Source organism: Ruminococcus sp. (assembly GCF_024691275.1).
Classification (GTDB): Bacteria; Bacillota; Clostridia; order Oscillospirales; family Ruminococcaceae; genus Ruminococcus.
In genome coordinates, this window is record NZ_JAILNU010000006.1 from 1 (window position 1) to 20,018 (window position 20,018).

The following is a 20,018-nucleotide window of genomic DNA, read 5'->3' on the forward strand; positions in this document are numbered from 1 at the left end:
TACCACTATGTAACACGCCTAATTATGTAAGAACTGGCTGTTGTCGTAAACTTTCTCTTCCTGTAAATACAGGTCGTGAACTTTTACAGTGGTGTGAGCTTCACGCTATACGCAATACTCCGTACATGCTGATTGAAGAGAATGGAGATCTTATGGCTTGGTATAGTCTTTCAAGAAAGTATAAGCAGATGATCCGTGCAGCTCATGTCAGACCGCTTGTATTCGATGCATTGAGAAACACATTTGTATTCAACGCCTTGAATGCAGGGCTTTCCGTTGATGTCATAGAGTTGATACTTGGACTTCAGCCAAGCTATGAGCTCTCAGAAGCAGAATCAGCACAGATCGGGCAAAAACTTGCCTGTGGCTTCTCTGCATCACTAATTGGCGTATTCCCGAGAGTAGACTATACCCCTATCGCTCCTGAAATACAGGACATTCGTCAAAAGAACGAAAGAATGCTCAGACTTATGTATTGATCCACCCGCAACCTATAAGTGAAAGATTCCCTGTGGCGATTGCTACAGGGAATCACTTTGTCTCGTCATTCAAATCGCCTCTACAGTGCGCTATGTAGCCATCTTTAGGCAATCATACATGGATGCCTCTCAAACGCTCTTCTCGTAGAAGTGGGAGTTCCCAACAACGCCTGCACAGGAAGTCTCAGGAACTGCACATGGCAGATTTCTATGCTCATGTCTATCTTATAACCAGTACTGTCTCAGGTACTGGCTTACATCTACGCCGCTCTCCATGTACCTCAATAGTATCTCTGCACAGGCACGGCTATCGCTGTCAGCTTGGTGGTGATTCAGGGCTATATCGTAGTATTCGCACATCACGTCAAGGTTATGCTTCATGTTCGGAAGTACACGCCGACCTATCTGTACCGTACATAAATAGTCAGCAGCAGCTTTCCATGAAATACCGTAACTCCGTAGACATTGACGAAGAACACTCATATCGAATACAGCATTGTGAGCAACAAGAATGCCTTTGCTCATGATAGGCTCGATTTTCTCCCACAGTTCAGCAAAGTTCGGAGCGCTTTTGACCTTCTCGGCATCTATGCCTGTTAGCTGGGTGTTGAAGTAGTCGAAGTGAGTTTCCGGGTTGACGAGAGAGTAGTAATTGGCAACAATCCTGTTATCCTTGATTGCAGATATGCCTATCGCACTCATACGGTCATTGGCACGGTTGGGTGTCTCAACGTCGAAAGCTATGTATATTGCCATCAAGTATCACTCCTTGATCGATAATTGAGGTTGGATGCAGCTACAGTGCATTCTGTGTATGACTGTAAGCAGATGCCTCTTACAATTGATGCTAGCAGAATCAGGGGGTCTTCAGAGCCTCTGTACTGGTACTTTCAGCATTCGCCTATGATAGTTTTCATACATCATTTAGAAATCAGTCATCATATCCTTGATCTTCTGGATATATCTCTCAAGACTCGCTTTAACTTCCTCAAACACGTTACAACGAGAGCTTCTCCAGTCTCCCCACCTATACGATTCCTGACCATCGTATCCATTCTTACATTGTTCATTCTGTTCATCCATACGCTCCAACTCTTTGTTCATTTCATCAATCGCACCAGCAAGTTGTTGGCTTTCGGCATACTCCTTCATCTTCTTACCGTGTTCTTGTATACTGCTATCTGCGGTCGAATAAGTATAATTCTTTGGTAAGCTGTTAGCGAATTTATTGATTTCGGCTCCTACCTCTCCTATCCATTGTAACAAAGCAAATGATAGCTCGGATGCACTGAATGAATGTTCTTGATTGATCTCTTGTTCCTCTATTTGGCCTTGTTCTAATACATCATATAGCTTATCAAGCTTACTGAGTTCGGGTTCAATCAACATAGGCAACTCGGTATACAGTCGATATGAAGCATTGTTAAAGTGGTTTTCGATGTACGATTCCATATATGATTGGGCAACGCTTTCTCGTTCATACTCATTATTACAGAACAATTGTATCATATCTTCGTTAACAACAGTTTCATGTATCAGTGAACTCAGATCCAGTGAGATTATCAATTCCATAAGTTCTTCTATGTATCTCTTAGTACATCGATATTGTTCAATGTAGTCTTGGATAAACCTACTATAGATCAATTCTTGAATCTCGCTATGGGAATACCTACTACCTGACGCCTCATTCCTCTTGTAGTATACACGATAGTTAGAGTCTTTAGGAGCCTTGATCATATCCGACATGTCAATATTGGGGTAAAGAACTTGTGATTTGTACTTCATTGACGGAATGCATATACTTGGAGGAACAAGAATGTCATCGATAATGTGCCATCCTAAAGTATTATCTAAGTTCATGTCAACCTCATCAAATTTCTCATACTTGCTATCTAAGACAATGATGTATTTGAACTCGTGGTGATGCAGTCGCCTTCCTTCCCATTCACCTGTTATCATATTACGCCTGCCGTATAGGATTTGCAACAGTTCACGTTTCGAGTACTTATATAATTCCTTAAATCTATAACGTAGATAACTATAGTCATTATAACAATCAATGTCAAATAGTAGTGGTATGAAGTTTTGGCAAAGAAGCTCATATATCTTTGTGGCCATGACTGTTCCATACATATCATCTTTTTCAAGTAACTCCAACAACGGGATACTTCCAATTCTACATTCCTGATCCTGTTCACAACTAGTTGCTACCTGTGCTTCACTGCAGCATACTACAATCTCACCATATGGAGCGTATGCACTTGGTGTTTTAAGTACTTCAAATGGTGAATCTGCCGTTCTTACATATGTATAGTTGTATCGTGGATTCAACACATCAACATTCTTGATGCCGACTGCCGAACAAAAATTAGCTATGCAGTGAAGATCATCGAAATCCTTACTTGTGGGGTCAAACATGACCTCAGTGCCAGGGCGATTAACAAAAGTGAGCCCAAATATTTCCATAAGCTTAGCCTGATATGTAGGAGTAAATCTAAGTTCATCCATAAAGCCTGTGCCATGTCTGCCCTTACAGATTGTCTTTACATTACTATTATTCTCATCAACATAAAAGTTAACATGTTTGACGCCGTAGATATCTTTCATCAGTGTTTCGAGGCACTCCATCTTTACACTTTCATGTTCACTCATCTGCTTACTCATACTATACCTCCTGTACGTTCGGAAAGTTTCCGAACGTACTCAAAAATTTTTTTATAGGTTCTGAATCTTCCGCTACCCCTTTGTTAAGCAAGTAGTTTATAATATAATCATACCAAGCTGATACAGCGTATTCATTCTGTTATCTCTATGATAGCAGAAATCAAGGAGCAGGTAAAGGGTGTAAATGTAAACTTTGCCTCTCATTGGTCGAAGAAAACGCTGCACGCTGGCATAACACAAACCCATATACTATCACAAAGGAGGCGTATCTGTATGGATACTAACAAAAAGAAACGTGACGTAACAAAGTCACAAACACGCGAGAGTAACACAAAAGAGCCGTCCAAGGCAAAGGCTTCATTGTTGGAAGCAACAGCAATGGGAATCGCATCAGGTCTTCCATTCGAGCTTGTTGAGCCTATAAATCTCGACGAGAACGAAGGTCCGGGACTGACCATGATCGTATTCTAAGAGCTATATGGAAGGAGGAAATCTAAATGAATCCGAACGACAACTCGGCCAATAATGGCTTCACTGTCACATCGTCAGAAGGCATTTCTCAGGGAGCTGTGGAAGGTGGAACAACATCATCGGCGACAATTGTTCCTAAAGCTGATACAAGTAGCCCTCCATTAAGAATTGCTGGAGCTATAACTCCAGAAGGAGAAATAGTTCCTGTGCCTACTGATTCAACAATCCCTCGGTCGCCGTTTAACATTGTTAATCCTCTTACTAATGAGGTATTCATACAACTGACAGGGCAATCTGATAATAGCACAGCTGCCACAGGTGTCACTGCTAATGCACCACCGTTGAGTGTAGGAGGCTCTCCTCCTACACAGCCACCGTTTCCTCAACTTAGTTATGATGAGCGGAAAGCACTTGCTGAAACGACAACAGGCATCAGTGGCACAGCTGCAATGGGTGCCGTTGCCAATCCACCACCGATGAATGTAGGAAATCTACCTCCACCAAATAATCTTCCATACGTCAGCAGCACAGCTGTAACTGTAGCCACTGCTAACGCACCGCCGCTGACGATGAATGGAGTATACTATCCTACAGCATCAGATTCTTACAGTTACATAAGGGACTCGCTCAATGACGAGCAACGATACGAAATAGAGCAAAAGCTCGTTAGGGAGCGTTGGATAGTTCTGTATAACTCGAAACCATATATGTTTTATAACAGGAGATATGTTCCGATCAATGACATACTTATCATACGTATGATTCTATGGATGATACATGTTACATTCGGAATAGATCCTGAACCTATTGATGTTTGTCACAGTATCCTAAAATCAGCGATACCTCGTGCATTTCTTGTTACTGTTCAAGCAAACGATGATCGCTACACTATCTTTATAAATGGTAGCTTTGATAACACAACAGGCGATTTTTATGAGAACCAAATTCCTGGAGACTACTTCCATACTATGATCGTCGAAGCAAACTTTCTTGGTTTCGATGTTCAGCTTGATCACCCTGTTACAGATAAATTCTTCGGTACGATATCTGGTGGAGACACTCTTTTGATAGAGCTTCTTTATGAGGTTATCGGTTACTGCATCTCTCCTGATGCCAAAGCAAAGGCTATTTTCGTTCTCTATGGTCCTAACGGTGACAACGGCAAGTCAACCTTCCTGAGAATGCTTGAATCATTCATCTCTGATTCTGGAGTTGAACACAAGTCAATGAAGACGCTTCTCGGTGATAGATTTGCCATTGGCGAGCTAACCGACAAGAGGATAAACATCTCCGGTGACGAAGGCGCTGTAGATATAAGTAAAGATGCTATTGGTAAGCTGAAATCTCTATCAGGTGGTGATAAAATATCTGCACCTGTTAAGTTCCAGAATCAAGTAAAGGTTCAACCGTCCTGCAAGATTCTTATTGCCTCCAACTACAACATTGGCATGGCATACTCTGCAATAGATAAAGCTTTCGCTAGAAGGATCGTACCGATACCCTTCGATTATTCTGTTCCCAAGGATCAACAGGATCCATATCTATTGAATAAGCTGTTGGCTGAGCGAGATGCTGTTTGCACCGAAGCTATGAGGCATTACATGAAGCTTAAGAACAACAACTACAAGTTCACCAACAGGGACGCTTATCTACAGGAGTTGACATTCGGACCGAGTACACAGCCCTACGAACTGGTACGTCAGTTCAGCAATGAGTACTGTGAGTTCACAAATCCTGAAACATTCATATACTCGCAAGAGTTATATGAGGCTTTCGTAAAAAAATACGGTGGTGATGTGTTCAAAGACCTATCTGCCTTTTCACAAGCGTTCTACAAGACAAATGAGCATCGAGTAGATAAAGACAGAAAGCGCACAGGAAATATCAACCAACGTGGCTTCTACGGAGTCCGTCTAAAGGAGGTACTACAATGATAGTAAAATCCAAGCATACTGAGAAGCACATGAGCAAGAATCTAGAAGTTGTGCTTGTTGAAGAAGAAAAGCGGTGTAAACTGAACCCCGATTGGGACGACTGCAGGACTTGCTGCTATAAGGTAGGATGTAAAGATGTCGCAGAATGGTCGCAGCTTATTACTGAACGTAAGAAAGAAGCAGCTGAAGCTACATCAAACGAAACCTTAGTTAACGCGAGTGGACTTGTTGAGACAACAGTAGTCCCCTCTAACAAATATCTTGCAGATTTCTTCGATAAGGAAAAAATACGTGAACTTATCTGGGGACAAGCAAGCTTCATATGTACTCAAACTGGCTCAGGCAAGAGCTATGCATTAGAAAACATTACATTTGATCTTTCTGGAGAGTACTATGTACTAGTACTCTCCCCTCGATTATGTAATGACCTTCAGTTCTTAAAAGAACTCGCTGAGAAGATGGGCGTTCCTATTGAGACGCTGAAGGAACTACAGAAGCATATGAGGGTAACAATTACTACATATCAAAGCTTTGTCGGACGAGAATCCGAGTTTACGGACAAGAAGCTTATAGTAATATGTGACGAGGTTCACTGCTTAAGTGAAGATGCAACCTTTTCATCATATCCTCAGAGAGTGATACGGTGGCTTAAGAATAATCGTGACAGAACCATAAGGATATATGTTACAGGAACACCAGCTGACATAGCTCCTTTGCTGTGGGATCTTGAGTTTGAGCCCAAGGAAGGTTCTTTATATCAACCTCTTACATCAAAAGGGATTCTTAATGCTTCATCAAAAGATGTTGTTACGCATAGGCTTGGACAACATACGCGCATCCAACATCTTTACCTGATGAAGTCAGATTATAACTACATTACGTTCAAAACATATGATAATCTGCAGCAGCTTGCTGATTTCACTAACAAGAACTCAGCAGATGGTCATAAGACATTGATGCTGATCAACGATATCGATAAAGGTCGTGAGTTCAATGCTCTACTAAATCCGCCTGGACAGCAGATCTACTCAGACAGTCTGAATGACGAGCTTAACGAGGAGATTGAGAAGATCACGATGAACTCCTGCTTCGATTCATCAGTACTGATAACGACCAAGGTCGCAAATAACGGTTTATCGATTCATGATGACAAAGTGACGATTATCGTCGCTCACTCTTATGATCCTATTGCCATTCAGCAGATCATAGGTCGAGTTAGAGTTAACAGGAAGAATCCGCGAAATATCACGGTTCTCATTCCTGATTACAACAGTGGTGATTTAGGTCGAATAGAGCATATGCTTTGTGAGCAGCTGAATAAATTCAAAAAAGCGAAAGCTAATCCATACGCATTTGATTGTGAGCCATATAGATATTCTTCGCCAGAAGGAAGAATACTTGTTCCTAACGAGCTTGCTATCAAGACTCTTGAAATCAAGCTCAAGTTCATTCAAAAGCTCAAAGCTGAGGAGCAGGAGAACCCACATGCATTTGTGAGATACATCCTCAGCTTATACGGCAAGGGAAATGTATACAGTGATAAACTGCGTATCGACTATGATGCCATTATCGATTGTAAGTCACGTATACAGGAAGCAGCAAAAGTGTTCGAGAAAAGTGATGGCAGTGCTGCTGCATTAGATAAGTTGAGAGATGGGTTAAGAGCTGCTTTTGAAGCAACTGGAACCGACTTTAAAAGACGTAACAGTAAAAAGGCATTTGATCTTAGCACCAACTTTCAAATTAATACTATCAATGACATACTTGAGTATGGTGAAGTAGAACGGCCTGTTCAACAACGCTATATCATGTGTGATAAGGAACCGATAGAGTAGTACGAATCGTCTATATACTATATAAAGGAAGGAGGTGTCATCATGAAAAAGATGAACAGTATCAACGAAACTTATAAGCTCTGCTGTGAGCACAGTGTGGGCATAAGCAGAGGTTTACTTCTCAATCTCGTTAACAGCGGTGAGATACCATGCGTTAAAGCCGGTCGCTCAACACTTGTTAACTGGGAGAAGCTCGTGGAATACCTTGACAATCATACACTGCCGCCAAGTGATCCTGAGTCAAAAATCAGAAAGATCTCAGCCTGACCGATATATATGGGGCATTCTCAGGAATGCCCCATATTCATAGAAAGGAGGCCATTATGGCTACTGCAAAGAAACACATATCAAAGGATGGAAAGGTTACATATTATATTCGTGCATATGACGGATATGATAGCAATGGAAAGCATATCGAACGCTGCATGACATGGATCCCACCCGATAAGATGAAACCTGACCAAATCGAAAAAGAGCTTGAACGACAGAAGATCAGATTCGAGGAACTTGTCAGGAACGGAACATACTTTGACGACAATACACGATTCAGCGAATACGCAGAGACATGGCTTGAAAACAACAAGCCTATGCTTGCGCCTAAGACATATGAACGATATAAGGCACTGCTGAAAAATATCAATCTCGCTATCGGTGATACAAAGCTAACCAAACTGCAGCCCCATCATCTGAAAGCTTTCTACAACAATCTTCGTGAGAAAGGCATCAAGCAAGTTGGGGCATATGCCCATTCCGATAAGCTGAGAGATCTTATATCAGAAAAGCATCTCACAATCAAAGCTGTAGCCAGCAAAGCAGGACTTTCCGCTGCGACTGTCTCAGCTGCCTGCAAAGCAGAACACATAAGCATAGAATCTGCTGAGAAGATAGCAGCTGCACTGGGAAGAAAGACAGATAAGCTTTTTAAGCTACACACCGAAACGACTGGCCTATCATCGAAGACCATACTTCACCATCACAGGCTCATTAGTTCAATTCTTGCTGAAGCTACCCGTGACGGACTTGTTCCAAGAAATATCGCAGACCGCAACTACATGAAAGCTCCGAAACTTGAGCATTCAGAAGCAGCATTCCTTGATGATGAACAGGCACGACACGTACTTGAACTGCTTGACGAGGAACCTCTCAAGTGGAAAACGGCAATGTACCTTCTTATTTTCAGTGGTATGAGACGAGGCGAACTTCTTGGCCTGGAATGGAAGGATATCGACTTTGACAACCGTGTTATACATATCAAAAGAACCAGTCAGTATGTTCAGAACATGGGCATAATAACCAAGTCCCCCAAGAATGAAACATCTTACCGCACCATAAAGCTCTCTGAAATGGTATTTGACCTTCTCGGAGAATATCAGGCTTACTGGAACAAGCTCAGAAATGATATGCTTGATCGCTGGGAGCATTTCATCACCATAACGCTTGCAGACGGAAGTACGAAAACCGTAAGAAACGATAGGCTCTTCATAAAGGATGATACGACTCCTATGAATCCAGATAGCTTGACCGACTGGACAAGCAAGTTCGTAAAACGCAATAAGCTGCCTCATTTTACGCCTCACTCACTTAGGCACACTCATGCAACGCTTCTTATAGCTGAAGGAGTATCTATACCAGCAGTTTCTAAACGCCTCGGTCATTCTTCGATAACTACAACAAGTAAGATATACGTTCATGCAATACAGTCTGCTGACGAGATAGCTTCGGATGTGATTGACAGCAAACTCAATCCTGTTAAGCACAAAGACACAAAGGAAGAAGCAAAGTAATGAAAAGCTCCTTCTCCGATATGGGGAAGGAGCTTTTTATGTCATGTGGAGGTATAAAAGAAGTGTAGAAATGACACCCTGCATGGTTCATTGATTGCCACAGTTTGACATGGTTTCGCACCGTTAGGACGGAAATCGTCGGAAACGGAACATACTCAAAGTTCAATTAAGCTTTCTTTTTTGTCAGCAACATAGTCCCTGATTCCAAAGATATCACGGTCGCAGAAGCCTATTCTAAGCCATATAACAAAAGGACTATGTTTAACAACATAGTCCTTGTTTCTGGTTGCGGCGGCTGGATTTGAACCAACGACCTTCGGGTTATGAGCCCGACGAGCTACCTAGCTGCTCCACACCGCGATATATTTAACATTGTCGCTTACGACTATATTATTATATCACGGTTACATCAAAAAGTCAACAGTAAAAATATATTTTTTTGTTTTAACAGTTGTTTTTTACCTATTCCACTAAAAACGCAAGTTGAAAACCTCAAATTAAAGCAAATATCACGTCAGGGAGATACAAATTTCGATACACTTCCATTTTTCTCCAAAAACATTATAGGTTTCACCGCCTTCGTCCAGCTCACAAAAACCTGCTGCTTTATAACATTTACGCGCTGAAAGATTATTCTTGAACACTCCGAGAGAGAGTTTTTCGGCATGAAGCACATCTATGGCATATGATTTAGCAAGTTCGAGCATTGCTCTTCCGACTCCCCTGCCGCGAGCCGACCTATCAACGATAACGAAACCAAACCTGACCTCGTTCTTATTTTCATCAGTATAACGCAGAATAAGGTGTCCGAGCACATTGCCATGTTCATCTGCAGCAGTCAAGGGAAAGAAAGTGCCCGAACTGCTGCACTTTTTGTAATGATCGACCAGATTTTCAGGAGATACAGGATAATCACCGAAGCGGTCGGCGCTCCACATTCTAAGCTCTCGTTCATTGTTTATCCAGCTAAGTATTGATGCAGCATCATCAGGACGGAATTCTCTCAAAGTCAACATAAGTCTCTCCTCAAAGCCATTTAATAAACGCGGTTTTATCGTTACTGTTGTAGCCTGCTTTTCTGTAAAAATCAAGAGTACCGCTTTCCTTAGAGCCCGTAAGCAGCATCATTTTATAGCAGTTTTCGCTTTCAGCGATCTCACGAGCACGGTCAAGGCAGGCAGAAGCCAGTCCCCTTCTGCGGTATTTTTCAGAAGTCACCACATTCTCAATGAGAGCATACGGACGCTGACCTCGCGTAAGATTTGGTATTATGACACAGACGCAGGCTGCTGCGATAACGCCGTCAAGTTCTGCGACGATGATATGGTGATTTTTATCATCAATAATACTTTTCCACACAGACATTACTCTGTCATCTTTCTCAGGAAAAGGATTACTGTGGAGTTCCATATAAAGCCGCATCAAACCGTCAAAATCGTCATTGTTCAATTCTCTTATCATATAAATCAACTCCTTATTTTAAATTATAACGCAGTTATTCCCGAACGAAAACCTAAAAACATTTCATATTGAAAGCTCCATAAAAATTTCTGCCATTTCATTATCATTATAGCGTTCGCAGCGCCTGAATCCCATTTTCTCATAAAGTTTCAATGCCTTATCGTGCTTTAGCATAGTATCGAGAACAATTTTAGCAAATCCCATCTCTTTTGCAAAATCCACAGCTGTTTCAGCCAGTTTATAACCAAGCCTGCGACCATGATATCTTTCATATACATAAAGGCATTTCAGCTCACAGACCGTTTCGCTGAGTTTTTTTACAGCCACCGTCCCAACGACCTCATTATCGAGCATCAAGCACCAGAAGCCGATAAAATTCCGCTCTATATCATTAAATGCAGCGTGTCTGCCGTCAGGTTCAAAGGTCTTGCCCGCCTCCTGAAACACACTTCTCAGAAAATCGTGGACTTTTCCACACTTATTGGTTGAATACACTGATAATTCAATTTTTCCCGAATCTTTTTCCATTTTTTATTTATGCTCCTTTCAGAAACATATATCACATCATTATACAGGCAGCAACAGCGAACAAAATCCAACTGTTTACTCAAACAAGCTCATACCCGCCCACAGGTCGAACTGACAGCACATAGCAGCTTCCCGTACCGAAAATGCGTTCCATTTCCCTTGCATAATCATTGGTCAGATAATTGGGAACAAAAGCCTGTATCGTGCCTGCAAAGCCTCCGCCATGAACTCTGACAGCGCCGCTGCCGTTCAGGAAACGCTTACTCATCATAATTGCGAGGGGAATCTGCTGAGCCTGAGGACTGCCATTTGAATAGACATTCTGAAGCAGCTCATACGAGGAAGTACCCGATTCATTTACAAGCTCAAAAAAACGCTCTGTATCGCCGTTTGAAATGGCATCTGCCTCTTCAGCGGCTCTTGTATTTTCAGCGAAGAAATGCGCAGCTCTGAGTATCGCCCTGTCGGTGCAGTTCTTTCGCAGCTCGGGTATCTTCGCGTAGAACTCGCTCTCATCGGCTTCGCGGAGAACAGTGCAGCCGAGAGCCGCCGCGACCTGCTTCATTTCGCCTGACACAGCACTGTATTCGTCCGAAAGATCGGCGTGACTTTCCTTGGTATCAGTAATGCAGACGGAATACCCTGCCCTCTCGAAGTCAAAATCCACCGCAGACACCTTTGGCACGTCAGGATCGGCAAAATCAATGGAAACGAAGCCGCCTGCCGCGCATACCATCTGATCCATAAGTCCGCTCTGCTTGCCAAAGTAGGCATTTTCCGCAAATTGTCCGATCTTAGCTATATCAGCAGCACTGACTTTTCCGTCGCAGTACTTCTTATTAATAATGGTCGCCACAAGCACCTCAAAAGCAGCCGATGACGAAAGACCGCTTCCGCCGAGCACCTCAGAGGTCATATAAGCATCAAAGCCGCCTATTTCAGTGCCCATTTCCGCAAATCTCGCGGCAATACCGCGGATAAGACCTGCGGAAGTACCCTTTTCCGCCTCGCGTACCTCCAGCTCGTCAAGCCTTATCTCGTCAGCGGTGTAGCCCTCGGACTTTACGCGGATAACTCCGCTGCTGTTGAATTTTACCACTGCGATTATATCCAGACTGACAGCCGCCGCCAGCACACAGCCGTGCTGGTGATCGGTGTGATTTCCGCCTATTTCAGTCCTTCCCGAAGCCGAAAATACGTGTACATCTGTACATTCGGGGTACATACGCGAGAAATTCTCCACAGCGCTGAGATATCTCGCCCTTGCACGTAAAGCTGCCTTTTCGGAACATCCGTACAGCATTCTGAACTGCTCATCGAAAGTCCCGTTGGAAATTCCGTTTATAAGATCATAAATATTCATAGGCTCAACTCCTTTAAGAGATAATTTAAGTAAGTTCCGATAACGAATGAGCTGCTGATATCCCCTGAAAGACAATGTACGATAATTTAAAAGTCTATGCCGCTCCAGCAGCTTTGCTCTTTTGCAGAGCCGATCCGTCAAACAGGCAGATAGCCGCCAAATCCGAAAGCACTGCCTGTCTTTTGGCAAAAATACCTTTTTTACCATTATACACTAATATGCCCATTGGATTCTATAACATTATGTAAATTATATAGTGTAAAATAATGAGCGGCAAAATAGTGCATTCTTACAAAAATACTTAAATCTTAGCTTTTCCCTTGACTAAACATACACTATACAGTATAATTTAATTAAGCGATTTCAAATACTTAATTAAAAGGAGTTTGTTATGACGGATATTAAAATGATAGGAGAAGCTCTCCCGAACATACCATGGCAGGATAAGCCCGCAGGCTGCACCGCTCCCGTCTGGAGATACACTGAGAACCCTGTCATCAACAGAAATCCGCTGCCCAATGTGGCAAGGATATTCAACAGCGCCGTAATGCCTTACGAAAACGGCTTCATAGGAGTTTTCCGCGGTGAGCAGCGAAACGGTATCCCCCATATCTACCTTGGTCGGAGCCGCGACGCTCTGCACTGGGAATTCGACGAAGAAAAGATTCCGTTCACAAACGGCAAGGGCGAGCCTTTCATGCCCATATACGCATACGATCCGCGGCTTGTAAAGGTCGATGATACGTATTATATAATGTGGTGTCAGGACGCATTCGGCCCTACCATAGGCATCGCAAAGACCACGGATTTCAAGACCTTCACCCGTGTGGAGAACCCATATCTTCCATACAACCGCAATGCCGTGCTTTTCCCACGCAGAATAAACAACAATTTCGTGATGCTTTCCCGTCCGTGCGATAACGGACACACAGCTTTCGGCGATATATTCCTGTCAGAAAGCCCCGACATGGAGTTCTGGGGCAGACACCGCCACGTCATGGGACGCTCGGACAACTGGTGGGAAAACCTAAAAATAGGCGGTGGAGCTGCTCCTATCGAGACTGACAAGGGATGGCTCATGTTCTATCACGGCGTGGTAAATACCTGCAACGGATACGTTTACAGCATCGGAGCTGCTATCCTCGATATCAACGAGCCGTCAAAGGTGCTTCACCGCTGTTCAAACTATATCCTCACCCCCGAGGAATGGTACGAGGAACGCGGATTTGTACCGAATGTATGCTTCCCGTGCGCTGCTCTCACAGACGCAGAAACAGGACGCATAGCAATATATTACGGCTGTGCCGACAGCTATGTGGGAGTTGCCTTCACTACGATTCAGGAGATATATGACTATATCCTGAAGTACGACAAGCTCCAGCCCGAGGACAACACCCTCGGTATAAGATAATATTGACATCTTCTATTATCACTCACTTTCATATTTATAAAAAAGGACTGCTTCCCGCAGTCCTTTTTTGCAGCGTGACGCTGCACCCTTGCCACGTTGACGCTTGTTCCACTCGCTCACTTCATCAATTATCCCTACACGTACTCGCTTACGGTACAAAAATGTAAGCATAGAAACCAAATACATCAGGTGTTTCGCAAAATGAATTAAAAAGCAGTCCAGTGGACTGTTTTTTTGACAAACCGAAAGGACTGCCCCATGCAGTCCTTTTTGCATTTTAAGGCTGCCTGTGGTATAATTATACAGATATTGCAGTTCATTAACGCTATAATACCTTCGTCATTTTTACCAAGGGTAATTCCGTCAAAATGATGAAAAACGAAGTTTTCTGATGTCAAAATGTACAAATCATAGCGTTGAAAATTGTCGTTAATGTACTTTCGTTGCGAAATTCGCCGTCCGATTCTGCATTTTATCAAAAAACACTTGCAGTTTTTTGTGAATTGTGATAAAATATAGTGATACTTGAAAATGACAATAAAAAATAAGGACTACTATTTATAAAGGAGAAACATATGGCAAAGATAAAGGCTGCCGTTATTTTCGGCGGCACTGCCCGCGAGCATGAGCTTTCACTGGCTTCTGCCGCTGAGGTGATACAGAACATACCAAAGGATAAATATGAGGTCGTCTGTATCGGCATAACCCGCAAAGGACGCTGGCTGTATTTCCCTGGCGATGTATGCGATATAGCAGACGGCTGCTGGGATCAGGACCCCGACTGCACATCTGCGATGCTCTCCCCCGACCCGCTCTACAGAGGCATAATCACCATCGAGAACGGTGAAGCCACTGTCAGAAAGATCGACGTGGTGATGCCGATACTTATGGGAAAACGCGGCGGCGACGGTACTATACAGGGACTTCTCGACCTTGCAGCTATCCCATACGTGGGAAGCGGCGTTCTCGCATCAGCATCGTGCATGGACAAGTCCCACACACATATGGTAATGGACGACTACAACATAAAGACCGCTCAATGGGAGCTCATCACCCAGCGCGAACTGAACCGTCTTGACAAATGCTGCCTCGAGATCGCAGGCAAGCTCGGTTTCCCGCTTGTGGTAAAGCCTGCAAACAGCGGAAGCAATGTGGGTACAAGCTTTGCCGAAAACGCGGAGCAGCTCCTCGCAGCTGTAAAAATAGCTTTTTCCAACGACAACAAGGTAGTTGTTGAAAAATATATCAAGGCACGTAAACTCGAAGCCGCAGTCCTCGGATACGACCAGCCGATATGTTCACCTGTCGGCGAGATAACCGCTCCAGAGACTGTTTACGATCCGAATAACTTCAACGTCAGCACAGGCGACGACCTTACAATACCTGCCGATATCCCCGAAGAGCTCACAAAAAAAGTTCAGGATACAGCGGTAAAAGCTTTCAAGGCACTCGGCTGCAAGGGTCTGGCGCGTGTTGACTTCTTCCTCACTGAGGACGGCGAGCTTCTGCTCAACAAGATAGGCACAATGCCCGGACTCAGAAAAAACAGCGTTTTCCCGAAGCTCATGGAAAAAATGGGCTACTCACACGAAGAACTCATCGACGACCTGCTCGAACAGGCTGTAGATAACGCAGACAGAACATATTGATATCACCTGTCCATCAAAAAGCTGATGTATAATTAGATGATATCATACAACTTCTGCGGCTATAAAGGAGGTTATTTTGAAAAATAACGTTTTGATTTCCCTTACGAGTATCCAGTGGCAGGATAACGAAAAAAGCGAGACTGAGCTGCTCACAAAAGCAAGCCTGACCAGCAAGAACGGCTGGGACATCATCTCCTATGAGGACACCTCCGCTACAGGCTTTGAAGGCTCTGTTACGACCATAAAGGTCGATGACTGCAAGAACGCCTCCATAACACGCGAAGGCACAGCAAATTCAGTCCTCTCCCTTGAAATAGGACGCAAACATTTCTGCCAGTACGGAACTCCTTACGGCAACCTTCAGATCGGCGTCTATACCCACGCTATCGAGAATACCCTCGCCGAAAACGGAAGGCTCTACCTAAAATATACACTTGATCTGAATTCCTCGTATCTTTCAGATAACGAGATAATCATGACAGTTCAGTCCCAGAACTGAACACAAAAGAAAGGATAGATAAAATGTCAGACCTTATCAATTCCGCTTCGATCAGGCTCCGCGAGATAATAATGGATTCTCTCGGAAAGCTCGTTGCCGACGAAGCGATCCCCGCAGTTCCACTCCCGTCATTCAACATCGAGATCCCTGCTGACAAGTCTCACGGCGATTTCGCAGCAAATACCGCAATGGTATGCGCAAAGGCTCTTAAAATGCCTCCGCGCAAGATAGCTGAGCTCATCTGTGAGAAGCTCGACCTCGAAGGCACTATCTTCGACAGAGCCGAAGTCGCAGGTCCCGGATTCCTCAACTTCTTCCTCAGCAGGAAGTGGTTCTCGGACGTTGTTGCAAATGTACTCGAAGAGGGCGAAAATTACGGAAAGACTGAGCTCGGCAAAGGCAAGAAAGTCCTTGTGGAATTCGTTTCCGCAAACCCCACAGGTCCTATGCACATCGGTAACGCAAGAGGCGGTGCTATAGGAGACTGTCTCGCAAGTGTCCTCCAGTGGGCAGGCTATCACGCAGAGCGCGAGTTCTACGTAAATGACGCAGGCAACCAGATAGAAAAGTTCGGCAAGTCCCTTGAGCTCAGATACTTACAGCTCTGCTCCCCAAGAGGTCAGGAGCTCATCGCTCAGTACAAGGACGACACCGACAAGCTCTGCTCAGTTATCTATGAGGGCAGCGGCGAAGGCGGAGAGTTCGAGATGCCCGAGGACGTTTACCTCGGCACAGACATCATCGAACACGCTAAGAACTTCTACGATATCAACGGAAATTCATTCGCAGAAGCTTCCGAGACAGACCGCAGAAAGGCTCTCGTTGAGTATGCGCTCCCTATAAATATTGCTGGTCTGGAACGCGACCTGAAAAAGTACCGTATCGTTTACGACAACTGGTTCAGAGAGAGCACAGTCCACGAAAAGAACGAGACAAAGCTCGTAGTAGACAAGCTCATGGAAGCAGGAAAGGCTTACGAGCAGGACGGCGCTATCTGGTTCAAGGCTACCGACTACGGTATGGATAAGGACTTCGTACTCAAGAGAAGCAACGGCCTCTATACTTATATAGTACCCGATATCGCTTACCACTACAACAAGCTTGTCACACGTAATTTCGACAAGGCTATCAACGTTCTCGGTGCCGATCACCACGGCTATGTACCGCGTCTGAAAGCAGCTCTCAACGCTCTCGGAGTTGACGAGACAAAGCTCGATGTAGTTCTCATGCAGATGGTCAGACTTGTCCGCAACGGCGAAACGGTCAAGCTTTCAAAGAGAAGCGGCAAGGCTATCACACTGGTAACTCTCCTCGACGAGATACCGATAGACGCAGCTCGTTTCTTCTTCAATCTCCGTGAAGCAAATTCACAGTTCGAGTTCGACCTCGGTCTTGCTATCGAAAAGACTTCTCAGAACCCTGTATACTATGTTCAGTATGCTCATGCAAGAATTTGCAGCATGATAAGGGCTCTTGCAGAAGAGGGCATAAATGTTCCCGATTCGGCTGACTTCGACCTCCTCGCAGATGCAAGAGAGATAGAGCTTATCCGTCACCTTGCTTCACTTCCGAAGGAGATCGACCTTGCAGCAAAGACCTACGACCCTGCAAAGATCACAAAGTACGCTATCGACCTCGCAACTCTGTTCCACCGCTTCTACGGCGCTTGCAGCGTAAAGAACGCAGAGAACTATGCTCTCAGAAATGCACGTATCCTCCTTTGTGTTGCAGTACGTCAGACACTCAGGAACGTCCTCGAGATACTCAATATCGACAGACCCGAGAAGATGTGACAACTATTCGCTCAACTCGTAAAAATTACAGCTTGGTTACAAAGAATTCAGTTGCTTTGTAAAATATAAACAAAATTCAACACATATGTAAGTCATGTTTGTGAGCCTTCAGACGAGAGTTAACAGTTTGTTAACAAACAGAAGCAGAAAATGTGTTACAATTTGTAATATGTTGAGGAGAGAACTGCTCTCCCGACTCTCCTTGAAGGTCCGCTCAAAATAAGATCTTATTAAGAGAAAGGATGTAAATCATGTCCAACAGATTATTTCAAGGTTTAGTTCATCAGATGCGCGACTCTATTGATGCTACTATCGGTGTAGTAGACGAGACCGCAACTATCATCGCTTGCAGCGACCTTACCCGCGTAGGTACAACAAATGAGTTTGTTTCACTCGACCTCAGCGATTCACACGACATCTTTATTCGTGACGGTTTTACATACAAGCCTTTCGGCTCACGAGTAAAGCCCGATTATGCTGTATTCGTGGAAGGCGTTGACGACGCTGCTGCTAAGTATGCAAGCATTCTTGCTATCGCACTTTCAAACATCAAGCAGTACTACGATGAAAAGTATGACAGAAACAATTTCATTAAGAACGTTATCCTCGACAACGTTCTCCCCGGCGATATCGTTATCAAGGCAAGAGAACTCCACTTCAATGCCGAGATCAGCCGTGCAGTATTCCTCATCAGAATAATCTCAGCTAATGATATCTCCGCTTATGATGTTATCCAGAACCTGTTCCCTGATAAGAATAAGGACTTCGTTTTCAATATCACAGAGACCGATATCGTTCTCGTTAAGGAGCTCAAGAGCGCTGTAGATTCCAAGGATCTCGAAAAGCTCGCTCGTTCTATCGCTGATACCCTCAGCAGTGAGTTCTATACAAGAGTAAACGTTGGTATCGGTACAGCAGTTGTAGGTGTAAAGGACCTCGCACGTTCATTCAAGGAAGCTCAGATGGCTCTTGAAGTCGGCAAGGTATTCGATACAGACAAGGTTATCGTAAGCTATGACAACCTCGGTATCGCTCGTCTTATCTATCACCTCCCGACAACTCTCTGTGAGACCTTCCTCCATGAGGTATTCAAGGTAGGCAGCATCGAGTCACTCGACCACGAAACACTCTTCACTATCCAGAAGTTCTTTGAGAACAACCTCAACGTTTCAGAAACATCAAGAAAACTCTTCGTACACAGAAATACACTCGTATACAGACTCGAAAAAATCAAGAAGCTTACAGGTCTTGATCTCCGTGAGTTCGATCACGCTATTATCTTCAAGATCGCTCTCATGGTAAAGAAGTACCTGTCTGCTAATCCTGTCAAGTTCTGATAAGCCCTGCGGCTTATATGAACTTTCGGGCGGTATACCGCTCTTTTACAGATTAAGGTAGGTGTAACCCATTGGTAGAACTTAAAAACGTATCCGTGACCTACTCCAGCGGCGTGGACGCTCTCAACAACGTCAGCCTCAAGATCAACGACGGCGACTTCGCCTTCGTGGTAGGTTCATCAGGTGCGGGAAAAAGTACTATGATAAAGCTTCTTCTCAAGGAGATAGACGCTACAAGCGGTGTCGTCACCGTAAACGGCTATAACCTGAACAAGCTCAAAAAAAGAAAGATCCCCGAATTCCGCCGTACACTCGGCTTCGTATTCCAGGATTTCCGTCTGATCCCGTCAATGACCGTATATGAGAACATCGCTTTCGTTCTCAGAGTTATCGACGCTCCGATCAAGTATATCCGCAAAAGAGTCCCCTACGTTATAAGTCTCGTAGGACTTCACGCAAAGACAAACTCTTACCCCGATGAGCTCTCGGGCGGCGAAAAACAGCGTGTGGCTATCGCCCGTGCACTGGTAAACGACCCCCAGCTCATCATCGCAGACGAGCCTACGGGTAATATCGACCCCGAGCTCTCCTACGAGATCGTCGAGCTCCTCAAAGGAATCAACGATCAGGGTACTACTATACTCATGGTAACTCACGAACATGACCTCGTCCGTCACTTCGGCGGAAGAATAATCAATATCACCGAAGGTGAGATCGTATTCGATGAGGTCATTACAGGTACAAATGACGAGCTTCTCGCCGATATGGACTCGGAGATACCAAGCGAAGCTATGGCTGCGGCTATCAGTG

The 20,018-nt window shown here is 44.3% G+C and carries 17 protein-coding genes, 1 tRNA gene and 1 pseudogene; 12 read left to right on the plus strand and 7 right to left on the minus strand.

Features of this window, described 5'->3' with window-relative positions:
* Window positions 1–152 precede the first annotated feature (152 nt).
* Window positions 153–479, plus strand: a complete 327-nt coding sequence (locus K6G33_RS00625) for a hypothetical protein (RefSeq protein WP_296775116.1) — start codon at window positions 153–155, stop codon at window positions 477–479.
* Between the two features lie 225 nt (window positions 480–704).
* Here the strand turns inward: K6G33_RS00625 and K6G33_RS00630 are convergent, their stop codons facing one another.
* Window positions 705–1,235, minus strand: coding sequence for a 3'-5' exonuclease (locus K6G33_RS00630; protein ID WP_296775117.1), 531 nt, complete (start codon window positions 1,233–1,235; stop codon window positions 705–707).
* Window positions 1,236–1,403: 168 nt separating this feature from the next.
* Window positions 1,404–3,143 carry a hypothetical protein gene (locus K6G33_RS00635; RefSeq protein WP_296775119.1) on the minus strand — a complete coding sequence of 580 codons (1,740 nt, stop codon included), beginning with the start codon at window positions 3,141–3,143 and terminating at the stop codon, window positions 1,404–1,406.
* A gap of 273 nt (window positions 3,144–3,416) precedes the next feature.
* On the opposite strand from K6G33_RS00635, the gene K6G33_RS00640 reads away from it, so the two are divergent.
* The 5 genes from K6G33_RS00640 to K6G33_RS00660 are packed head-to-tail and all read left to right on the plus strand — an operon-like array spanning window position 3,417 to window position 9,167.
* Complete coding sequence (locus tag K6G33_RS00640; RefSeq protein WP_296775121.1) at window positions 3,417–3,614, plus strand: hypothetical protein; 198 nt, start codon at window positions 3,417–3,419, stop codon at window positions 3,612–3,614.
* A gap of 26 nt (window positions 3,615–3,640) precedes the next feature.
* Complete coding sequence (locus tag K6G33_RS00645; RefSeq protein ID WP_296775122.1) at window positions 3,641–5,548, plus strand: phage/plasmid primase, P4 family; 1,908 nt, start codon at window positions 3,641–3,643, stop codon at window positions 5,546–5,548.
* Window positions 5,545–7,383, plus strand: coding sequence for a DEAD/DEAH box helicase family protein (locus K6G33_RS00650; protein ID WP_296775124.1), 1,839 nt, complete (start codon window positions 5,545–5,547; stop codon window positions 7,381–7,383). Before K6G33_RS00645 ends, K6G33_RS00650 begins: the two co-directional genes overlap by 4 nt.
* Window positions 7,384–7,425: 42 nt before the next feature.
* Complete coding sequence (locus K6G33_RS00655; RefSeq protein ID WP_296775126.1) at window positions 7,426–7,650, plus strand: hypothetical protein; 225 nt, start codon at window positions 7,426–7,428, stop codon at window positions 7,648–7,650.
* A 56-nt stretch (window positions 7,651–7,706) separates the two neighbouring features.
* Window positions 7,707–9,167, plus strand: a complete 1,461-nt coding sequence (locus tag K6G33_RS00660; RefSeq protein WP_296775127.1) for a tyrosine-type recombinase/integrase — start codon at window positions 7,707–7,709, stop codon at window positions 9,165–9,167.
* Between the two features lie 283 nt (window positions 9,168–9,450).
* Here K6G33_RS00660 and K6G33_RS00665 read toward each other — a convergent pair.
* The 5 genes from K6G33_RS00665 to K6G33_RS00685 form a co-directional block, all read right to left on the minus strand.
* Window positions 9,451–9,527: transfer RNA gene (locus tag K6G33_RS00665), tRNA-Met, on the minus strand.
* 149 nt (window positions 9,528–9,676) lie between these two features.
* On the minus strand, window positions 9,677–10,183 hold the full coding sequence (locus K6G33_RS00670; RefSeq protein ID WP_296775129.1) for a GNAT family protein: 507 nt from the start codon (window positions 10,181–10,183) through the stop codon (window positions 9,677–9,679).
* 10 nt (window positions 10,184–10,193) lie between these two features.
* Window positions 10,194–10,628 carry a GNAT family N-acetyltransferase gene (locus K6G33_RS00675; protein ID WP_296775130.1) on the minus strand — a complete coding sequence of 145 codons (435 nt, stop codon included), beginning with the start codon at window positions 10,626–10,628 and terminating at the stop codon, window positions 10,194–10,196.
* Between the two features lie 63 nt (window positions 10,629–10,691).
* Entirely contained in the window at window positions 10,692–11,156 is a 465-nt protein-coding gene (locus K6G33_RS00680) for a GNAT family N-acetyltransferase (protein WP_296775132.1), read from the minus strand.
* 79 nt (window positions 11,157–11,235) lie between these two features.
* On the minus strand, window positions 11,236–12,519 hold the full coding sequence (locus K6G33_RS00685) for a galactokinase family protein (protein WP_296775133.1): 1,284 nt from the start codon (window positions 12,517–12,519) through the stop codon (window positions 11,236–11,238).
* 391 nt (window positions 12,520–12,910) lie between these two features.
* Here K6G33_RS00685 and K6G33_RS00690 point away from each other — a divergent pair, with 391 nt between their 5' ends.
* The 6 genes and pseudogenes from K6G33_RS00690 to ftsE all read left to right on the plus strand — a co-directional run.
* The gene (locus K6G33_RS00690; RefSeq protein WP_296775135.1) at window positions 12,911–13,930 is read left to right on the plus strand and encodes a glycoside hydrolase family 130 protein; all 1,020 of its coding nucleotides are present in this window, start codon (window positions 12,911–12,913) and stop codon (window positions 13,928–13,930) included.
* Between the two features lie 575 nt (window positions 13,931–14,505).
* Window positions 14,506–15,579: a D-alanine--D-alanine ligase family protein gene (locus tag K6G33_RS00695; RefSeq protein ID WP_296775137.1), complete on the plus strand. Its 1,074-nt coding sequence runs from the start codon at window positions 14,506–14,508 to the stop codon at window positions 15,577–15,579.
* A gap of 76 nt (window positions 15,580–15,655) precedes the next feature.
* Window positions 15,656–16,078 (plus strand): DUF1934 domain-containing protein, encoded by a 423-nt coding sequence (locus tag K6G33_RS00700; protein ID WP_173450089.1) that lies wholly within the window; start codon window positions 15,656–15,658, stop codon window positions 16,076–16,078.
* Between the two features lie 23 nt (window positions 16,079–16,101).
* Window positions 16,102–17,871, plus strand: a complete 1,770-nt coding sequence (gene argS, locus K6G33_RS00705; protein WP_296775139.1) for an arginine--tRNA ligase — start codon at window positions 16,102–16,104, stop codon at window positions 17,869–17,871.
* Between the two features lie 251 nt (window positions 17,872–18,122).
* Complete coding sequence (locus tag K6G33_RS00710) at window positions 18,123–19,208, plus strand: helix-turn-helix domain-containing protein (RefSeq protein ID WP_019680782.1); 1,086 nt, start codon at window positions 18,123–18,125, stop codon at window positions 19,206–19,208.
* Between the two features lie 71 nt (window positions 19,209–19,279).
* Window positions 19,280–19,948: pseudogene (ftsE, locus tag K6G33_RS00715) on the plus strand (cell division ATP-binding protein FtsE); the annotation flags it as partial.
* Between the last annotated feature and the right edge of the window lie 70 nt (window positions 19,949–20,018).